General features: G+C 65.8%; 15 protein-coding genes. 9 read left to right on the top strand and 6 right to left on the bottom strand.

The window, feature by feature from the left end:
* Positions 1 to 37 precede the first annotated feature (37 nt).
* Both PSEMO_RS19510 and PSEMO_RS19505 read left to right on the top strand, forming a co-directional pair.
* Positions 38 to 811: an AraC family transcriptional regulator gene (locus PSEMO_RS19510; RefSeq protein ID WP_075804611.1), complete on the top strand. Its 774-nt coding sequence runs from the start codon at positions 38 to 40 to the stop codon at positions 809 to 811.
* Between the two features lie 54 nt (positions 812 to 865).
* The gene (locus PSEMO_RS19505; RefSeq protein WP_256721164.1) at positions 866 to 1,951 is read left to right on the top strand and encodes an XAC2610-related protein; all 1,086 of its coding nucleotides are present in this window, start codon (positions 866 to 868) and stop codon (positions 1,949 to 1,951) included.
* Between the two features lie 118 nt (positions 1,952 to 2,069).
* Here the strand turns inward: PSEMO_RS19505 and PSEMO_RS19500 are convergent, their stop codons facing one another.
* The 4 genes from PSEMO_RS19500 to PSEMO_RS19485 form a co-directional block, all read right to left on the bottom strand.
* Positions 2,070 to 4,505, bottom strand: coding sequence for a TonB-dependent siderophore receptor (locus PSEMO_RS19500; RefSeq protein ID WP_075804610.1), 2,436 nt, complete (start codon positions 4,503 to 4,505; stop codon positions 2,070 to 2,072).
* A gap of 104 nt (positions 4,506 to 4,609) precedes the next feature.
* Positions 4,610 to 5,548, bottom strand: coding sequence for a FecR domain-containing protein (locus tag PSEMO_RS19495; protein ID WP_075804609.1), 939 nt, complete (start codon positions 5,546 to 5,548; stop codon positions 4,610 to 4,612).
* A 4-nt stretch (positions 5,549 to 5,552) separates the two neighbouring features.
* Entirely contained in the window at positions 5,553 to 6,047 is a 495-nt protein-coding gene (locus tag PSEMO_RS19490) for a sigma-70 family RNA polymerase sigma factor (protein ID WP_075804608.1), read from the bottom strand.
* 172 nt (positions 6,048 to 6,219) lie between these two features.
* On the bottom strand, positions 6,220 to 7,086 hold the full coding sequence (locus tag PSEMO_RS19485; RefSeq protein ID WP_075804607.1) for a LysR family transcriptional regulator: 867 nt from the start codon (positions 7,084 to 7,086) through the stop codon (positions 6,220 to 6,222).
* A 91-nt stretch (positions 7,087 to 7,177) separates the two neighbouring features.
* On the opposite strand from PSEMO_RS19485, the gene PSEMO_RS19480 reads away from it, so the two are divergent.
* Positions 7,178 to 7,618 (top strand): multidrug/biocide efflux PACE transporter, encoded by a 441-nt coding sequence (locus PSEMO_RS19480; RefSeq protein ID WP_075804606.1) that lies wholly within the window; start codon positions 7,178 to 7,180, stop codon positions 7,616 to 7,618.
* A 92-nt stretch (positions 7,619 to 7,710) separates the two neighbouring features.
* On the opposite strand, the gene PSEMO_RS19475 is transcribed toward PSEMO_RS19480, so the two are convergent.
* Entirely contained in the window at positions 7,711 to 8,163 is a 453-nt protein-coding gene (locus tag PSEMO_RS19475; protein ID WP_075804605.1) for a MaoC family dehydratase, read from the bottom strand.
* Positions 8,164 to 8,244: 81 nt separating this feature from the next.
* Here PSEMO_RS19475 and PSEMO_RS19470 point away from each other — a divergent pair, with 81 nt between their 5' ends.
* From PSEMO_RS19470 to PSEMO_RS19445, 6 genes are all read left to right on the top strand, one after another.
* Complete coding sequence (locus PSEMO_RS19470) at positions 8,245 to 9,099, top strand: AraC family transcriptional regulator (RefSeq protein ID WP_075804604.1); 855 nt, start codon at positions 8,245 to 8,247, stop codon at positions 9,097 to 9,099.
* A gap of 51 nt (positions 9,100 to 9,150) precedes the next feature.
* Complete coding sequence (locus PSEMO_RS19465) at positions 9,151 to 9,558, top strand: DUF2000 family protein (protein WP_075804603.1); 408 nt, start codon at positions 9,151 to 9,153, stop codon at positions 9,556 to 9,558.
* The gene (locus PSEMO_RS19460) at positions 9,551 to 10,189 is read left to right on the top strand and encodes a LysE family translocator (protein ID WP_218641247.1); all 639 of its coding nucleotides are present in this window, start codon (positions 9,551 to 9,553) and stop codon (positions 10,187 to 10,189) included. Before PSEMO_RS19465 ends, PSEMO_RS19460 begins: the two co-directional genes overlap by 8 nt.
* A gap of 180 nt (positions 10,190 to 10,369) precedes the next feature.
* Positions 10,370 to 10,903: an RNA polymerase sigma factor gene (locus PSEMO_RS19455; protein WP_075804602.1), complete on the top strand. Its 534-nt coding sequence runs from the start codon at positions 10,370 to 10,372 to the stop codon at positions 10,901 to 10,903.
* Positions 10,900 to 11,727 (top strand): FecR family protein, encoded by an 828-nt coding sequence (locus tag PSEMO_RS19450; RefSeq protein WP_075804601.1) that lies wholly within the window; start codon positions 10,900 to 10,902, stop codon positions 11,725 to 11,727. The genes PSEMO_RS19455 and PSEMO_RS19450 overlap by 4 nt, the downstream gene beginning before the upstream one ends.
* Before the next feature lie 113 nt (positions 11,728 to 11,840).
* Positions 11,841 to 14,252 (top strand): TonB-dependent siderophore receptor, encoded by a 2,412-nt coding sequence (locus PSEMO_RS19445; RefSeq protein ID WP_075804600.1) that lies wholly within the window; start codon positions 11,841 to 11,843, stop codon positions 14,250 to 14,252.
* A gap of 50 nt (positions 14,253 to 14,302) precedes the next feature.
* Here PSEMO_RS19445 and PSEMO_RS19440 read toward each other — a convergent pair whose 3' ends face one another.
* Positions 14,303 to 15,448, bottom strand: coding sequence for a GGDEF domain-containing protein (locus PSEMO_RS19440; protein WP_075804599.1), 1,146 nt, complete (start codon positions 15,446 to 15,448; stop codon positions 14,303 to 14,305).
* Positions 15,449 to 15,561: the final 113 nt, after the last annotated feature.

Here is a 15,561-nt window from a genome sequence, read left to right as displayed (position 1 = left end):
GCGCGATTGGGACAACAGCTGTCGAGAAACGGGCAAGATGATCAGAACACTGGACGAATTTGTCCGCGATATCGACCGTGGCGACTGGCGCCTCGTCAGCAGCGCCACCGATTACCCGGAAAACTGGTTTATCCATCCTCACTCGCACGAGAAGCACCAGTTGATCTACGCCATCGAGGGCGTGATGGTGGTGCACTCGGCCCAGGAGCAGTGGACCGTGCCCCCCAGCCGCGGCATCTGGATGCCGAAAGGGCAGGTGCATTCGATCCGCTGCGTCGGCCCGGTGAAGATGCGCAGCGTGTTCGTCCACCCCGACGATAGCCTCGACCTGCCGATGCAGACCTGCGCGGTAAGCATCTCCAGCCTGCTCAGCGAACTGATCAAGGTGTCGGTGGAGATCCGCCATCCCCATGCTCCGGACTCCCGGGAAGCACGGGTGCTGCGCTTGATCCTCGACGAACTGGAAATCCTCCCGACCCTGCCCTTGAACCTGCCGCAACCGGACGAACCGCGCCTGCACACGATCTGCGCCGCCTTGCAGGCCGACCCCGGCGATGCCTCGACCCTGGCCGACTGGAGCGCGCGCCTGGGCCTGGACGAGAAGACCATCCAGCGCCTGTTCCAGCGCCACGCCGGGATGACCTTCGGCCAATGGCGCCAGCAGGCGCGCTTGCTGGCGGCGCTGGAACGGATCGCCCTGGGTGAGAAGATCATCGATGTGGCCGGGGCGCTGGGCTACGACAGCCCGAGCGCGTTCAGCGCGATGTTTCGCCGGCATTTCGGGCGCACGCCGAGCGGCTTCTTCCGCTGAGCCCCGGCTTTGCGGCTAGAATCCGCGCTTGCCCCTTCAGACAGGAGTCACCCCGTGCGGGTCCCATCTCTCCCGCGAACCCTGGTTCGCCTGCTTTCCTGCGGCCTGGCCGCGCTTGTCCCGCTGCTCGCCAGCGCCACCGACAGCCGTGGCGAACTGGATGCCGCGCACTTCGAGGGCTTGTCCCGGTCCACCTACCAGTTGGAAAACTTCTCCGAGCGTTATCGCGCGACCCTGGAGATCGCCGACCAGGACGATGTCTTCCGTCCCGGCATCATCAGCGTCTATGACAAGCAGGGCGGCCAGGCGCTGTTGCAGGTGCGTTCGGAGGAGCTGGTGCTGGACCAGCAGACCGGCTCGGAGGAAGTCCGGGTCAATATCCACGAGCTGCCCTACGGCGAGCAGAGCGTGCTGGTGTACCAGGATTTCAACCTCGACGGGATCAAGGACCTGGCCCTGATGGACGGCCAGTTCAGCTGCTACCACGGCCCGTCGTACCAGGTCTTCCTCGGCACTGCCGACGGCTTTCGTCACAGTGAATCCTTCACCCGCCTGGCCCAGGAGTACTGCGGGCTGTTCTCGGTGGACGAGAAGGCCCGGGAGATCAACACCTTCACCAAGGATGGCTGCTGCTGGCACGAGTCCAGCACCTTCGTCCTGGAGAAGGGTGAGCCGGTGTTCAAGGTGCGCGCGTCGGTGGGGCAGAACGACCCGTCCGGGCTGATCGTCGAAACCCTGGAGGAAAACCGGGGCGGCAAGCGGGTCAACAGTGTGCACCGCTACTGGAATGCGCAGGACCCGCCCGAGGTGCTGCTGGCGTTCCGCCTGGCGCCGTCGGGCAAGCGCATCATCCTGTTCAAGAGCCCGAACGACGGGCGTCCGGCCTATGTAGCGCTGGACCAGCGTGACGAAGCGGTATTGCTGTACCCGGACGAGGAGGGCGAGGGGATCGAGGCGGATGCACGCCAGGTGCGTTTCTCGCGTGGGGACACCATTTGGCGAATCCTCGCCGACGAGCAGGGCCGGCTGTTGAAGATGCAGGTGGAAGTGAAGGGCAAGGTGACTGACCTGAAGCTGATGCCGGGTGGGGTGGAAGGGTCGCTGGAGAAGGTGGCGGCGGCCATGGCGGAGGCTGGCTGAAGATCTCAGTTGGCCTCATCGCTGGCAAGCCAGCTCCCACAAGGTTCGCGGCGCATGCCATACCTGTGGGAGCTGGCTTGCCAGCGATGAGGCCATCAGCCCCACCGAAAATTCCGGATCAGTAGGCGTAGCGCAAGGTCGTCATGAAGTTGCGCGGCGCCCCATACAACCCCGCCGCCGTGGTCGTCAGGTATTCCTTGTCGAACAGGTTGTTGACGTTCACCGTCGCCGACAGCGACGGGCTGATCTGGTAGCGCGCCATCAGGTTGGCGATCGCGTAGCTGCTCTGGGTGGTGGCATAGCTCAGGGCATACCCCGTCTCGCTCTGCCAGTTGACTCCGCCGCCCAGGGTCAGCTTGTCCAGTTCCCCGGGCAGCCGATAGGTGGTGAACAGCTTGACGCTGTTGCGCGGGATCTCGGTGACGATGCGCTCGTCCTCCGAGTTGACGCTGACGTTGTACGAGTAGCCCCCGGTGACCTGCCAGCCCTCGAGAATCTCGCCGTTGACCTCCAGTTCCACGCCTTCGCTGGTGGTCCCGCTTTCCGCCTTGTAGGCCTGGAAGCCATTGGGTTGCAGCCGGCCGCCATCGGCCACCGCCAGGTTGTCCTGCTCCACACGGAACAGCGCCAGGCTCGCATTCAGACGGTCTTCAAGAAAGCCGGCCTTGATCCCCACCTCGTAGCCCGTACCTTCCTGCGGATCCAGCGGCGTGCCGTTGACGTCGCGGATATTGGCGTTCTGCGGGTTGAAGATCTGCGTGTAACTGGCGTACGCCGTCCAGGTGTCGTCGAGGTCGTAGACCAGCCCGGCATAGGGGATGACGATACCGGTCTCGGTGCGTTCGGCCTTGGTCACCGCGCCGCTGCTGTACAGCCAGCTCTTGCTGTCGCGGTTCCAGTCCACCACCCGCGCGCCGAGGATCAGGCTGGCGGCGTCGGTCAGGTGCCAGCGCGAAGTGAGGTAGGCGGCGTACTGGGTTTCGGTCAGGTCGCTTTCGCCGAGCTTGTTGAACACTGGCTTCGGCGTGTGGCCGTCCCAGGTGAAGATAGTGTCGATGCTCCCGGCGTAGCCCGAACTTGCCCGCTGCCAGCCGCCGTAGTTGGCGGTACCGCGCTCCTCGATGCGCGACAGGGTGACGCCGCCGATCAGCTCGTGCTCGCGGCCGAACAGTTCGAAGCCGCCGGTGAGGTAGGCGTCGATATTGTCCTGGGTCGGCGCGGCCTGCCAGCGGGTCGGCATGATGTAGGCGCCGCTGCCGTCGGCCATGTCGATTTCGCCATCCATGTAGGCGACCACCGTGTCGTAGTCGTTGCGCGCGTGGCTGTACTCCAGCTTGCCGCTCCAGCCATTGGCGAAGTGGTGTTCCAGAGAGGCAAACACGGTGCTTTGCTGGCGATCGTAGTAGGACCAGTCCGGCGAGGTGTTGAACGAACGCTTGAAGTCGGTACGCGCACCGTCAGTGGTGAACAGCGGGAAGCCGGTGCGCATCGGCGCGTTGCTGTGGGTGACCTGGTAGCTGAAACCGGCGGTGACCAGGGTGTCCTCGTTCAGGTCCACCTCGCCGATGCCGTAGAGGGTGCTCAGCTCCTGGCTGAAGCGGTCGATCCAGGCGTGCTGGTCCTTCTGCTCGGCGACGAAGCGCCCGCGCACGTTGCCCGCGTCATTGAGCGCGCCGCCGACGTCGAGGCTCAGGCCATAGCGATCCCAACTGCCGGCTTCGGCGCTGATCAATACCTGCGGCTCGACCGTGGGCCGCTTGCGGATCAGGTTGATGGTCGCCGATGGATTGCCCAGGCCGCTGACCAGGCCGGTGGCGCCGCGCACCACTTCGACGCGGTCATACATGGCGGTGTTCTGGGTGTAGTTGTCCATGCGCGACGAGGTCGGCACGCCGTCGATCTCGAAGTTGCTGATGGCGAAGCCGCGGGACAGGTAGGCGGTGCTGTCGGCACCGAGGCTTTCGCGGACCACGGTAATGCCGGTAGTGGCGTCGAGGGCGTCGGTGAGGTTGTCGAGCTTCTGGTCCTCGAGGCGCTGGCGGGTCAGCACGGTGATCGACTGTGGGGTTTCCTTGAGCGACAGGTTCAGGCGCGTCGAGCTGCTGGACGACTCGGTGGTGTAGGAGCCGGAGCCTTCGGTGGTGGAGCCCGGCGCCTTGCCGGAGATACTCAGGGCGGTGAGCTCCAGGGCGCCGTCGCCGGCCGCGGCGCGGGGCATCAGGACGTAGCTGCCATTGGTTTCACGCCGGGCCTGCAGGCCGCTGCCTTCGAGCAGGCGGGCCAGCCCTTCGTCCACCGAGTACTCGCCTTGCAGGCCGGGGGAGGTCAGGCCCTGGGTCTGTTCACTGGGGAAGGAGAAGGTCACCCCGGCGCGGGCGGCGAACTGGCTCAGGGCCACGCCGAGCGGGCTGGGGGCGATATCGAAGCGCGCCACCTGGGTCTGCGCCATGGCCACGCCGGGCAGCACCAGCACGGGGCTGGCCAGCGCCCCCAGCAGGGCCAGATGGACGGCGCGGGCCAGGGGGCTCGCGGCTTGCTTGGCAAAACGGGACATGCGGATTTCCTTCGGTTGGCGTGGCACATATGCGGCAGTTGTCGCCGCTTCAGTGCATGGCCGGATGAGAATGAAAATCGGCAACCCCAGTGAAGAAAGTTTTTTCACGCGGCATCGAGGCGCACCCAGTAGCGGGTCAGGTAGCGCACCCGGACGGGCAGGGCGGTGGCGAGGTTTTCCAGCACGGTGTCGGTGTCGTCGAGGCGGAAGGCGCCGGTGACCTTGAGCCCGGCCACGCTGTCGGCACAGGTCAGGTAGCCCCGGCGGTAGCGGCCCAGTTCGCCGAGCAGGCGTTGCAGCGGCCAGTCCACGGCCATCAGCATGCCGTGGGTCCAGGCGTCGCTGGCGTCGGCCAATGGGGTGACAGGCAGCAGGTGCCGAGGATCGAAGCCCGATTGCTGTCCAGCTTCGACCCGTTGCAGCGTTGCCGGTGTGCTGGCCGGGCGCAGTTCCACCGCGTGCTCGAACACCTTCACCTCGCTGCGCCCGTGGTGGCTGTACACGCTGAAACGGGTACCGAGGGCGCGCACGCTGCCTTCCGGGGTGTGTACCAGCAGCGGCCGGTTGGCCGGGTCCTTCGCGGTTTGCAACAGCAGTTCGCCGCGGTGCAGTTGGATCTCCCGCAACGAACTGCCGTAGTGCACATCCACGGCGCTGTCGGTGTTGAGGATCAACTGGCTGCCATCGGCCAGTTGCAGCTCGCGGCGCTCGCCCTTGGCGGTGCGGTACCGGGCCAAGCGCGACGACAGCGGCTCCAGCGTCTGCAGGCTGGCTCCCGTGGCGCCGGCCATCAGCAGCAGGCCGAGGACCTTGTTCACGGCACGCCGTTTGGCCCGCACATCCGCCAGGGTCGGCAGGGCCAGTTCCGGGGAGAGCAGGGCCAGGCGCTGTTGCAGTTGCTCCACCTGGGTCCAGGCCTCGGCGTGTCTTGCGTCTTCGGCCAGCCAGTTGCGCCAGGCCTTGCGTTCCTGCTCGCAGGCCGGCGCGGCACTGAGGTTGACGTACCAGGTGGCGGCGGCTTCCAGCACTTCGCGATCAAGCATCGGTTCAGCCCTGGGCCAGCAGCAGACAATGGGTGATGGCGCGGACCATGTGCTTCTTCACCGTGGTCACCGACACCCCGAGGCGCTCGCCCACGGCGACGTAGCTCAGGCCTTCGAGCTGCACGGCGAGGAAGATGCTGCGGGTGCGCTCGCCGAGTTCGTCGAGCATGGCGTCGACGGCGGTCAGGGTCTCGATGATCAGCAGCCGGGTTTCCGGGGAGATGTCCGTGGCTTCCGGGCGCAGGGCCAGGGTGTCGAGGTAGGCCTGCTCGACGGCGCGGCGGCGGAAACGGTCGATCATCAGGGCGCGGGCGATAGAACTGAGGTAGGTGCGCGGCTCGCGGATCGCCTCGACATTGCGCGCGCTGAGCACGCGGACGAAGGTGTCCTGGGCCAGGTCCGCCGCGTCGCTGGAGTTGCCCAGGCGCGTGCGCAGCCAGGTGTTCAGCCAGCCGTTGTGTTGCTGGTAGAGGTGGTGCAGGGCGGAGGTGTCGGACATGGCGGAAAAGGTTATTGAGAATTATTCGCTGTATTGTTGGCGAAAAGGGGCCGCAATAACAAGGCTCCAGAGGGCCCATCGCTGGCAAGCCAGCTCCCACAGGTATCGCGTGCACCGCGAAACCTGTGGGAGCTGGCTTGCCAGCGATGAGGCCCTCAAGAGCGATGAAATTCTAATGCGGCCACGCCTCCACCAGAAAATCCCTCACCGCCTTGATCCGCGCACTCTCGCGCAACGAACGATGGGTACACAACCACACCTCCCGGGTCAGCCCGGGCATCTCCATCACCAGCTCCAGGGTCGGCGTCAGCTTTGCCGTGCGCTTCTCCACGATGCCCAGCCCGGCCCCGGCGATCACCCCGTCGTAGATGCCCAGGGTCTGGTTGCAGCGCAGCCAGGGCGGCGGCGCGCCATCAAGGCCTTGCCACCAGGTTTCCAGGTCCTGGTCCAGGCGCGATTCCTCCAGGCCGACGAAGTCGAGGTTGGCCCAGTCCCGCGCCGTCACCGCCGGACGATGGCGTTCGAGGTACTGGCTGGCGCCGTACAGGGCGAATTCGATCTCGCCGAGGGGCTCGGCAATCAAGTCCTTGGTTTCCGGTTCGGCATAGCGCAGTGAGAGATCCGCTTCACGCCGGGCCAGGTTGACCGGATGCGGCGTGGTCAGCACTTCCATGTCCAGCAGCGGATGACGCGGGCGGATCGGTGCAAGCAGGGCGATCACCAGGAACGACAGCCACTCGTCGGCATTGACCCGTACCGTGCCTTCCACGCTTTCCGGCGAGTCCGCCTCGCGCAGGATCTCGTTGGCCGCGCCCTCCATCTGCTCGGCGAAGCCGGCAATGCGCTGACCAAAGGCGGTGGGCAGGCAGCCGGTGGAGCTGCGTTCCAGCAGTTGCCCGCCGAGTTGTTCCTCCAGCGCATCGAGGCGCCGCGACAGGGTGGCGGTGCTCAGGCGCAGGCGCTGGGCCGCGCGTTTCAGGTTGCCGGTGCGGACCACGGCCAGCAGGACATGCAGGTTGTCCCATTCAAGGCGTTTCATATTTGCAACCACTGCTTGGGATATTGGCTGTTGAGGTACGGAAATGTAGGTCATAAGCTGGCCGGGTTCAAACGTTTCCAGGAGTCATTACATGACCACCGAAAAGACCCTGCTCACCCGCATCGTCCATGCGCTGGGCTTCGAATGCTTCGCGCTGCTGCTGTGCGCGCCGACCATCGCCCTGGTGATGGACAAGCCGCTGATGAGCGCCGGGCTGCTGACCCTGGCCATCTCGGTCACCGCGACGCTGTGGAACATGCTCTACAACGTCCTCTTTGACCGGCTGCAGGGGCGCCTGGGCTTCCAGCGCACGCCGCTGGTGCGGATTGCCCATGCGCTGGGCTTCGAAGGCGGGCTGATCCTCGCCGTGGTACCGGCGGCCGCCTGGTGGCTGTCGATCGGGCTGGTGGAGGCGTTCCTGATGGAGGTGGGCTTGCTGGTGTTCCTGCTGCCGTATACCTACCTGTACAACCTGGGGTTCGACCGGTTGCTGGAGCGGCGGCGGATGGCCGCGAAGCTGGTGTGCGGCTGAAGGCCTCATCGCTGGCAAGCCAGCTCCCACAGGTTCTTGTGCGCCGCGGACCCTGTGGGAGCTGGCTTGCCAGCGATAGCGTCAGTGATGTCTCAACTGTCCTTGCGGAAACACAACACCTTCGAAACCAGCTTCTGACAAACCTCTCCAGCCTGGTTACGGGTCAACGACTCCACCACCACAAACCCCCGGTCCGGCTTCGACCGCGACGGCAACAGCTCCAGCACCGTGCTGGTGACCTTGAGCACATCCCCCGGCCGGGTCGCCCTTGGCCAGCTGATTTCCCCGCCAGCGCCGATCACCCCGCGTGACAACGGCAGGCTTTGCACCAGCAGTTTCATGGTGATCGCCGCCGTGTGCCAGCCACTCGCGGCGAGCCCTTCGAAGAAGGTGCTCCTGGCGGCATCTGCGTCGATATGGAAAGGTTGTGGGTCGAACTCTGTAGCGAAACGGATGATCTGTTCGGCGTCCAGCGCATGTTCCTCGCTGACAAAAACATCGCCAACCGCCAGGTCATCCAGATAGATTGTATTTCCCGCTGGCATTTTTCCGGTCTCCTTGCACGGCACGAGTCAGGTGTTCATCCTCCGGCTCCGCAGCCCGCCATTCAACCCCCGACGGCCCTTATGAGCGTTGAATCACACGACACCCGCGACAACGACTGGATTCACATGCGTCGTGACGCGGAAACCGGCATCGAAAGCGTTCATGCGCATTTCGAGGGCCACGCCTACGATCCCCATGACCACGACGAGATGCTGGTGGGCGTGACCCAGCAGGGCGTGCAGCAGTTCAGTTGCAACCGCTCGCTGCATGTCAGTACGCCTGGCCGGGCGATCCTGATCGAGCCGGGCGCGGTGCACGATGGCCATGCCCCGGAAGCCGAGGGGTTCACCTACGCCATGCTCTACCTGCCGCAGTCCTTCGTCAGCGGCATGACCGAGCGCCTCGGCATGGGTGATGCCTCCAGCCTGCAGGCGGCCTTCCACAGCACCCTGACCGACGACGTGCACCTGACCGGGGCGATCCAGCAGGCCTTTCTCGCCCTGCACAACAACGAGGGCCGGCTGGCCCGGGACCAGGGCATGGACCAGTTGCTCGCCGTGCTGTCGCGGCATCTGTACCTCAAGCCGGCTTCATTGCGCCGCGATTCGCCGGAGGAGCTGCAACGGGCGCGGGACTTCCTGCATGCACAGATGGCCCACGACGTCAGCCTCGAAGAGCTGGCGACCTACTCGGGCGTCGACCGTTTCCGCCTGACCCGGCAGTTCAAGAAAGCCTATGGCCAATCGCCCCATGCCTACCTGGTACGCCTGCGTCTGCGCGCGGCGCGGGCCTTGCTGGCGCGGGGCATGAAGCCGGTGGACGTGGCGGCGGAAACCGGCTTCTCCGACCAGAGCCACCTCGGCGTGTGGTTCCGTCGTGCGTTCCGCATGACCCCGGCGGCCTACCGCCGACAGTGCACAAACCTTACAGACTGATCCGCCCCCGGCTCCGATCATGACGCCTCGGTTCTGATCTGGAGTTTCCCGATGTTCGACAGCAAAGTAGCCATCGTCGTGCGCGACGACCTTGCCACCTGGCAGCGCCTGAATGTGGTGGCCTTCCTTTCCACCGGTATCGCCGCTGCCGCGCCCGAGGTCATGGGCGAGCCCTATGTGGACGCCGCCGGCAACACCTACGGTAACCTGTTCGGCCAGCCGATGATGATCTTCGAAGGCGATCTGGCCGGGTTGCAGAAGGCTCACCGCATCGGCCTGGAGCGCGGCCTGACCCTGTCGCCCTATGTCCAGGCGATGTTCGCCACCGGCCATGACGTAGCCAATCGTGAGGTGTTCCTTGCCGAGGATCCGTCCAACCTGAACCTGGTGGGCCTGGCCCTGCGCGGACCGAAGAAGGCCGTGGACAAGGCGTTGAAGGGGCTCGCATTGCATGGCTGAGTTCACCGGAATGAGTGCGGCGACGCTGTGGGGCTTCTGGGCCTTTGCCATGGTCTTCGTGGTGATCCCGGGGCCGGACTGGGCCTATGCGATCGCCGAAGGCCTGCGCGGCAAGGGGGTGATGGCGGCGGTGGCCGGGTTGCTCGCCGGGTATATCGCCTTGACGCTGGTGGTGGCCGGCGGCTTCGAGGTGTTGGTGGCGGGCAATACCACTTTTCTCACGGGCCTGAGCCTGGTGGGCGCGGCGTATCTGGGCTGGCTGGGCATGGGCTTGTTGCGCAATCCGCCGGTGGTGGAGGCGGGGGCTGAGGCACTGCGGGTCAGCCGGCTCGGGCAGTTCGTCCGTGGTGCGCTGGTCAGCGGCTTGAATCCGAAGGGCTTCCTGTTCTTCGTCGCCTTCGTCCCGCCGTGGACCACTGCCCAGGCGAGCCTGAGCGTCGCCTGGCAGATCGTGGTGCTGGGTTTGATCTACACGGCCAGTTGCGCGGTGGTGTATTCGCTGGTCGGGCTGGGCGCCGGGGTCGCGTTGCGTTCGCGGCCGGCGGCTACGCGCTGGGTCGGCCGGGTGTCGGGCGGGGCGATGCTGGTGCTGGCGGTGATGCTGGTGTGCTCGGAGAGCGGGTTGGTTTGATGTGGATGTTCAGGGCCTCATCGCTGGCAAGCCAGCTCCCACAGGGTTTTTGCAGCGACTCGGACCCTGTGGGTGGCTTGCCAGCGATGAGGCCCTGAGAGTCACCAGAACAACATGCCTTGGCAACGCTTCCCTAATGCATATAATGCGAACCACTCCCATTCGCACACCCTTGCCATCATGCCCGATTCCACCTCCAACCCCGAACTGATCGGGGCCCTGGCGCTGCATTACGACGATCTGGTCGCCTATATCCGCCGGCGCTTCCAGGGCAGCCAGTTCGCCCGCGAGGTGGTGCATGACGTTTGCGTGCAGTTGCTGGAGAAACCCCCGCAACAGCCGGTGAAGCTGCCGTTCGCTTTCCTGCGCAAGGTGTCCTTCAACAAGGCCATCGACCGCCGCCGCGCCGATAACAGCCGTGCGGCCTTGATCGACTACACCGCCGACGTCCCCGACTGGCATGTGCACGACCTCGACGGCGCCGCCAGCCTCGACTTCGAGCAACAACTGCATGCCTTGCTGGCCATCATCGACAGCCTGCCGGCCCGGGCCCGCCAGGTGTTCCTGCTGCATCGCATCCACGGCATGCCACAGAAGGAAATCGCCACCGAGCTGGGCATTTCCCTGAACATGGTCACCCAGCATTTTTCCCGCGCCATGCACACCATCGCCCGCCAGTGGGAACCGGCGCGCCGGGCCCTGGCGACCCCATGAAGAACACCGAGAAACCCGCCGACGCCCTGACCCCGTTCGAGCAGGCCGTGCGCGAGCGTGTGCCGTCCCGCGATGCCCTGCTGGCCGAGGCCAAGGCCCAGAGCGCGCGCCAACGCCAGCGCAAGCATGCCCTGGGTGGTGGACTGTCGGTGTTGCTGCTGGCCGCTGCGGCTTGGGCTTTCGACCCGTCGTACTACAGCGACGAGGTGCGCGTCGCCATCGGCCAGCGCGAGCGCCTGACCCTGGCCGACGGCAGCCAGTTGGTCCTCGACAGCAACAGCCACCTGCGCATCGAACACCGCCTGCGCAGCCGCCAGTTCGAGCTGCTCGAGGGCGAAGCGACCTTCACCGTGGCCCACGGCCCGCAACCGTTCATCGTGCGCAGCCAGGGCGTTGCCGTGCGCGATATCGGCACCGTGTTCAACGTGCGCAGCGACAGCCGCGGCGTCGCCGTGGCGGTGGTGGAGGGCGAGGTGGAAGTCTCCAGCGCCGCCGTCGCGCCCCGGCGCCTGCTCGGTGGCCAGCAGGTGCAGGCCAGGGACGCGCAGATCGGCCCGGTCATCCCGGTGGACCCGACCCGGGTCACCGCCTGGCAACAGGGCAAGCTGCGCTTCGACGGCACGCCGTTGCGCGAGGTGATCGTCGACTTGCAACGCTATCGCCAGGCGCCGATCCACCTGCTCGACAGCCGGGCTGCCGGCCAGCGGCTTTCCGGTGAATTCGACAGCGCTGCGGTGGAGCCGCTGCTCGACCTGCTGCCGTCGATCCTGCCGATCAATGTGGAGCGTGCCGCCGATGGCCAGGTGTCGATCCGCAGTCGTTGACGGAAAAGAGAATATTTTTCATCCCGGACCTCAACATTTTCCCGGGCCCATTCGCCACTCCCTGTGAGCGTCGATTCAGAACGCGTATTTCGACTGCACTATCGGGGAGTCCAATGAGCATCAACACCACATCGCGCCGTTTGCGTCGCCTGTCATTGCTGGCCGTCAGCATCACCCTGGCGACCAGCCTGCAGGCTCAGGAGGCCCGGCATGCCGTGAACCTGCCGGCCCAGCCGCTGGACCAGGCCCTGAACGCCCTGGCCGGGCAGACCGGGGCGCGCATCCTGTTCGCCACCGACAGCGCCGAGGGCCAGCAGGCGCCGGCCCTGAGTGGCGACGTCACGGTGGAGCAGGCCCTGCAACGCCTGCTGCGCGGCAGCCGCCTGAAGCTCCAGAAAACCGGGGACGGCAGCTACCTGGTGTCCAGCCCGGCTTCCGCCGACGACGGCGCGCTGCAACTGGACGCCACCAGCATCAACGCCAGTGGCCTCGGCGCCACCAGCGAAAGCACCGGCTCCTACACCACCGGGACCATGAGCAGCGGCACCAAGCTGGCCCTGACCCCGCGGGAAACCCCGCAGTCGGTGAGCGTGGTGACCCGCCAGCGCATCGAGGACCAGGCCATGACCACCCTCGGCGATGCGGTGAAGTACACCACCGGCCTGACCCTGACCAAGTGGGGCGGCGAGCGCGAGCGCTTCAACTCCCGGGGTTTCCAGTTGAACAACCTGATGGTCGACGGGATTCCCGTGGCCTACGACGAAGCCAGCCTGTCCACCGGCCTGTTGTCCATGTACGACCGGGTCGAAGTGGTGCGTGGCGCCTCGGGCCTGATGGAGGGCGCGGGGTCCCCGGGCGGCTCGATCAACCTGGTGCGCAAGCGCCCCACCGAAACCTTCCAGGGCAGCATCACCGCCGGCGCCGGCAGTTGGGACAACTACCGCGGCGAACTGGACCTCAGCGGCCCGCTCAATGCCAGCGGCACGTTGCGCGGGCGCACCGTGCTGTCGCTGCAGGACCGCAACTCCTACATCGACGACTACGAGAACCGCCGCAGCCTGTTCTACGGCGTGCTCGAAGCCGACCTCGACGACGCCACCACGGTCGCCGTGGGCTACAGCTGGAGCCAGGACAACAACCCCGGCGCCGACTGGAACGGCCGCGGCACCAACGCCGATGGCAGCTTCCTCGATATTTCCCGCTCGACCCGGATGAGCCCGAGCTGGTCGTATTGGGACAAGGAAAGCAGCACGGTCTTCGCCGACATCACCCACCGCTTCGCCAACGACTGGACGGCGAAGTTCGCCGCCACCGCGCTGAAAAGCCAGATGGACATGTTCGGCTCCTACCTCTATCGCCCGGACGAGACCTCCCGCGACCTCGGTTTCGGCTTCGGCAAGTACCACTACGAAAACACCCAGACCAGCCTCGACGGCTATGCCAGCGGTCCGTTCGAACTGTTCGGCCGCAGCCATGAGCTGGTGGTCGGCGGCAGCTACCGCCAGCAGGATATCGACGACGGCCCTGGCGGCTGGCCCCTGGGCTTCGTCTACGAGTTCGACCCGCTGGCGTTCAATGGCAAGGGCGTGCCCAAGCCGGCCATCAGTGACGCCTGGTCGCGGGACGGCAAGATCGACCAGTCCAGCGTCTACCTCACCGCGCGCTTCAGCCTCACCGATGCCCTGAAGATGGCCGCAGGCGGGCGCCTGGACTGGTACGCCTACGAACTGACCACCCATTCCGGCACCTGGACCGGCAACGACGAGTACAAGGCGACCCGGGAATTCACCCCCTACCTGGGCTTCACCTACGACCTGAACGACACCTATACCGCCTATGCCAGCTGGACGCGGATCTTCAATCCGCAGAACTACAGCATGGCCGGTGGCGGCCTGCTGGATCCGCAGGAGGGCAGCAACTACGAGGTGGGGCTCAAGGGCGAGTACTTCGACGGGCGCCTGAATGCCAGTGTCGCGCTGTTCCAGATCGACCTGGAGAACCTCCCGGTGCAACTGGATGCCGCCACCTGCGGCGCCATGCCGGACTGCTACGGGGCGTCGGGCGAGGTGCGCAGCCGGGGCGTCGAGTTCGAGGTCAGCGGCGAAGTGCTGCCGGACTGGCAACTGTCGGCCGGCTACACCTACAACTACGCCAAGCACCGCAAGCCCAGTGACTATGCGCCGATCGGCACCCAGTCCAGCGGCGAGCGCTACGGTACCAACCTGCCGCTCAACCTGTTCAAGCTGGCCACCAGCTACCGCCTGCCGGGTGACTTGAACCGCTGGAAGGTCGGTGGCGGCCTGCATGTGCAGAGCGATATCTACACCAGCGCGGGCATCGAGCAGGGTGGTTACGCGGTGACCGACCTGTTCGCCAGCTACGATGTCGACCGGCACCTGACCGTCAGCCTGAACGCCAACAACATCTTCGACCGCGATTACTATTCCAGCATCATGACCACCGTTGGCGGCAATTTCGTCGGCGATCCGCGCAATTATATGGTGACGGCCAAATACCGTTTCTAACTCGGGAGGGTGCTTTCGGGCCCCATCGCAGCGATGGTGCCCGAAAGCAATCAGCGTGCATCCACCAGGCGGATACTGTCCCGGCCGCCGCGCTTGGATTCATACAGCGCCGCATCGCTCTGCTCGATCAGCGCCGCGAGGCTGGCCGGCGGGTATTCGAACAGGTTGGCGCCGATGCTCAGGGTCACCGGCTCCGGCGTGACGAAGGTCGAAGCCTGGTGACGGAAGCCGTCGCGCAGGGCGCTGCCGAGGGCGACGATGCGTTCGGGGGAGGCATTGCCCAGCAGGATCACGAATTCATCGCCGCCCAGCCGCGCCGCCAGGGCGTCTTGCGGCAGCCCGGCGAGGATCATCTCGCCGAGGCTCACCAGCAGGCGGTCGCCGGCCGCATGCCCGTACAGGTCGTTGACCAGCTTGAAGTTGTCGATATCGATCAGCAGCAGGGCACCTGGATGCTGCACCGAAACATTGTCCAGCAGGCGCGGCGCCCGCACTTCCAGGGCGCGGCGGTTGTACAGGGTGGTCAGCGGGTCGCGGGCGGCGAGGCGGGCGATGCGCTTTTCCCGACGGTAGCGTTCGCTGCCGGTCATCGACAGGGCGATCAGCATCAGCGCCACCGCACCTTCCACCAGGGAGATCTGGATGATCTCGCCGCGGAACGAGGCGAGGTCGAGCAGGGTCCCGGGGACCATCGCCAGGCAGGCCTTGAGCACGTAGAACAGGCCGTGGCCGAGCATCACATAGCGCAACTGCACGGCGCCGACGCTGAGGGACCTGCCGTGAGGCCGCAGCAGGGCGCTGGCGCGCAGGGCCAGAACGCCCACCAGGCCGGCATTGAAGAAGGTCATGACCTTGGACCACCACTGGTCGTCGGGCAGCAGGAGCAGCGCGCCCCAGAGCACGAAGATCAGGTACCAGGCCCGTAACAGGCGGGTTTCGGTGAAACGCGCGACACCCAGAAGGAACAGCCAGTGGGCGGTCACCAGCAGGCCGTTGGCGAACCAGATGCCCAGCACCAGCAGGCCGTTGCTGCGCATCAGCGCCAGGGTCGAGCCGATGGTGATGGTGGCGAAGCCGGCGCTCCAGAACAGCAGCGAGTTTTCCCGCACGCTGCCCCATTCGATCGCCAGGTACAGCGCGGCGGTCGCGGCGAGGACGACAGTGAGGACCAGCATGGTAGGGGGATCGAGCGTCATGTACTGACGGGACCTTTCTTGTTAATTACGAATGGGGCGGGATTGTAAGCTGTTGAAACGTTTTTTCGGAGCGTTGTGGACGTTTTGTCACGTTTGTTTCGTTGCTGGGGCTG

The organism is Pseudomonas putida, assembly GCF_001941965.1.
Classification (GTDB): domain Bacteria; phylum Pseudomonadota; class Gammaproteobacteria; order Pseudomonadales; family Pseudomonadaceae; genus Aquipseudomonas; species Aquipseudomonas putida_L.
This window is presented reverse-complemented; position numbering and strand designations above follow the sequence as displayed.

What these genes read in the sequence shown, in the direction of transcription:
- PSEMO_RS19510 (WP_075804611.1), top strand. Translation starts at nt 38, where the DNA reads ATGATCAGAACACTGGACGAATTTGTCCGCGATATCGACCGTGGCGAC.
- PSEMO_RS19500 (WP_075804610.1), bottom strand. Translation starts at nt 4,505, where the DNA reads ATGTCCCGTTTTGCCAAGCAAGCCGCGAGCCCCCTGGCCCGCGCCGTC.
- PSEMO_RS19495 (WP_075804609.1), bottom strand. Translation starts at nt 5,548, where the DNA reads ATGCTTGATCGCGAAGTGCTGGAAGCCGCCGCCACCTGGTACGTCAAC.
- PSEMO_RS19490 (WP_075804608.1), bottom strand. Translation starts at nt 6,047, where the DNA reads ATGTCCGACACCTCCGCCCTGCACCACCTCTACCAGCAACACAACGGC.
- PSEMO_RS19485 (WP_075804607.1), bottom strand. Translation starts at nt 7,086, where the DNA reads ATGAAACGCCTTGAATGGGACAACCTGCATGTCCTGCTGGCCGTGGTC.
- PSEMO_RS19480 (WP_075804606.1), top strand. Translation starts at nt 7,178, where the DNA reads ATGACCACCGAAAAGACCCTGCTCACCCGCATCGTCCATGCGCTGGGC.
- PSEMO_RS19475 (WP_075804605.1), bottom strand. Translation starts at nt 8,163, where the DNA reads ATGCCAGCGGGAAATACAATCTATCTGGATGACCTGGCGGTTGGCGAT.
- PSEMO_RS19470 (WP_075804604.1), top strand. Translation starts at nt 8,245, where the DNA reads ATGAGCGTTGAATCACACGACACCCGCGACAACGACTGGATTCACATG.
- PSEMO_RS19465 (WP_075804603.1), top strand. Translation starts at nt 9,151, where the DNA reads ATGTTCGACAGCAAAGTAGCCATCGTCGTGCGCGACGACCTTGCCACC.
- PSEMO_RS19460 (WP_218641247.1), top strand. Translation starts at nt 9,551, where the DNA reads ATGGCTGAGTTCACCGGAATGAGTGCGGCGACGCTGTGGGGCTTCTGG.
- PSEMO_RS19455 (WP_075804602.1), top strand. Translation starts at nt 10,370, where the DNA reads ATGCCCGATTCCACCTCCAACCCCGAACTGATCGGGGCCCTGGCGCTG.
- PSEMO_RS19450 (WP_075804601.1), top strand. Translation starts at nt 10,900, where the DNA reads ATGAAGAACACCGAGAAACCCGCCGACGCCCTGACCCCGTTCGAGCAG.
- PSEMO_RS19445 (WP_075804600.1), top strand. Translation starts at nt 11,841, where the DNA reads ATGAGCATCAACACCACATCGCGCCGTTTGCGTCGCCTGTCATTGCTG.
- PSEMO_RS19440 (WP_075804599.1), bottom strand. Translation starts at nt 15,448, where the DNA reads ATGACGCTCGATCCCCCTACCATGCTGGTCCTCACTGTCGTCCTCGCC.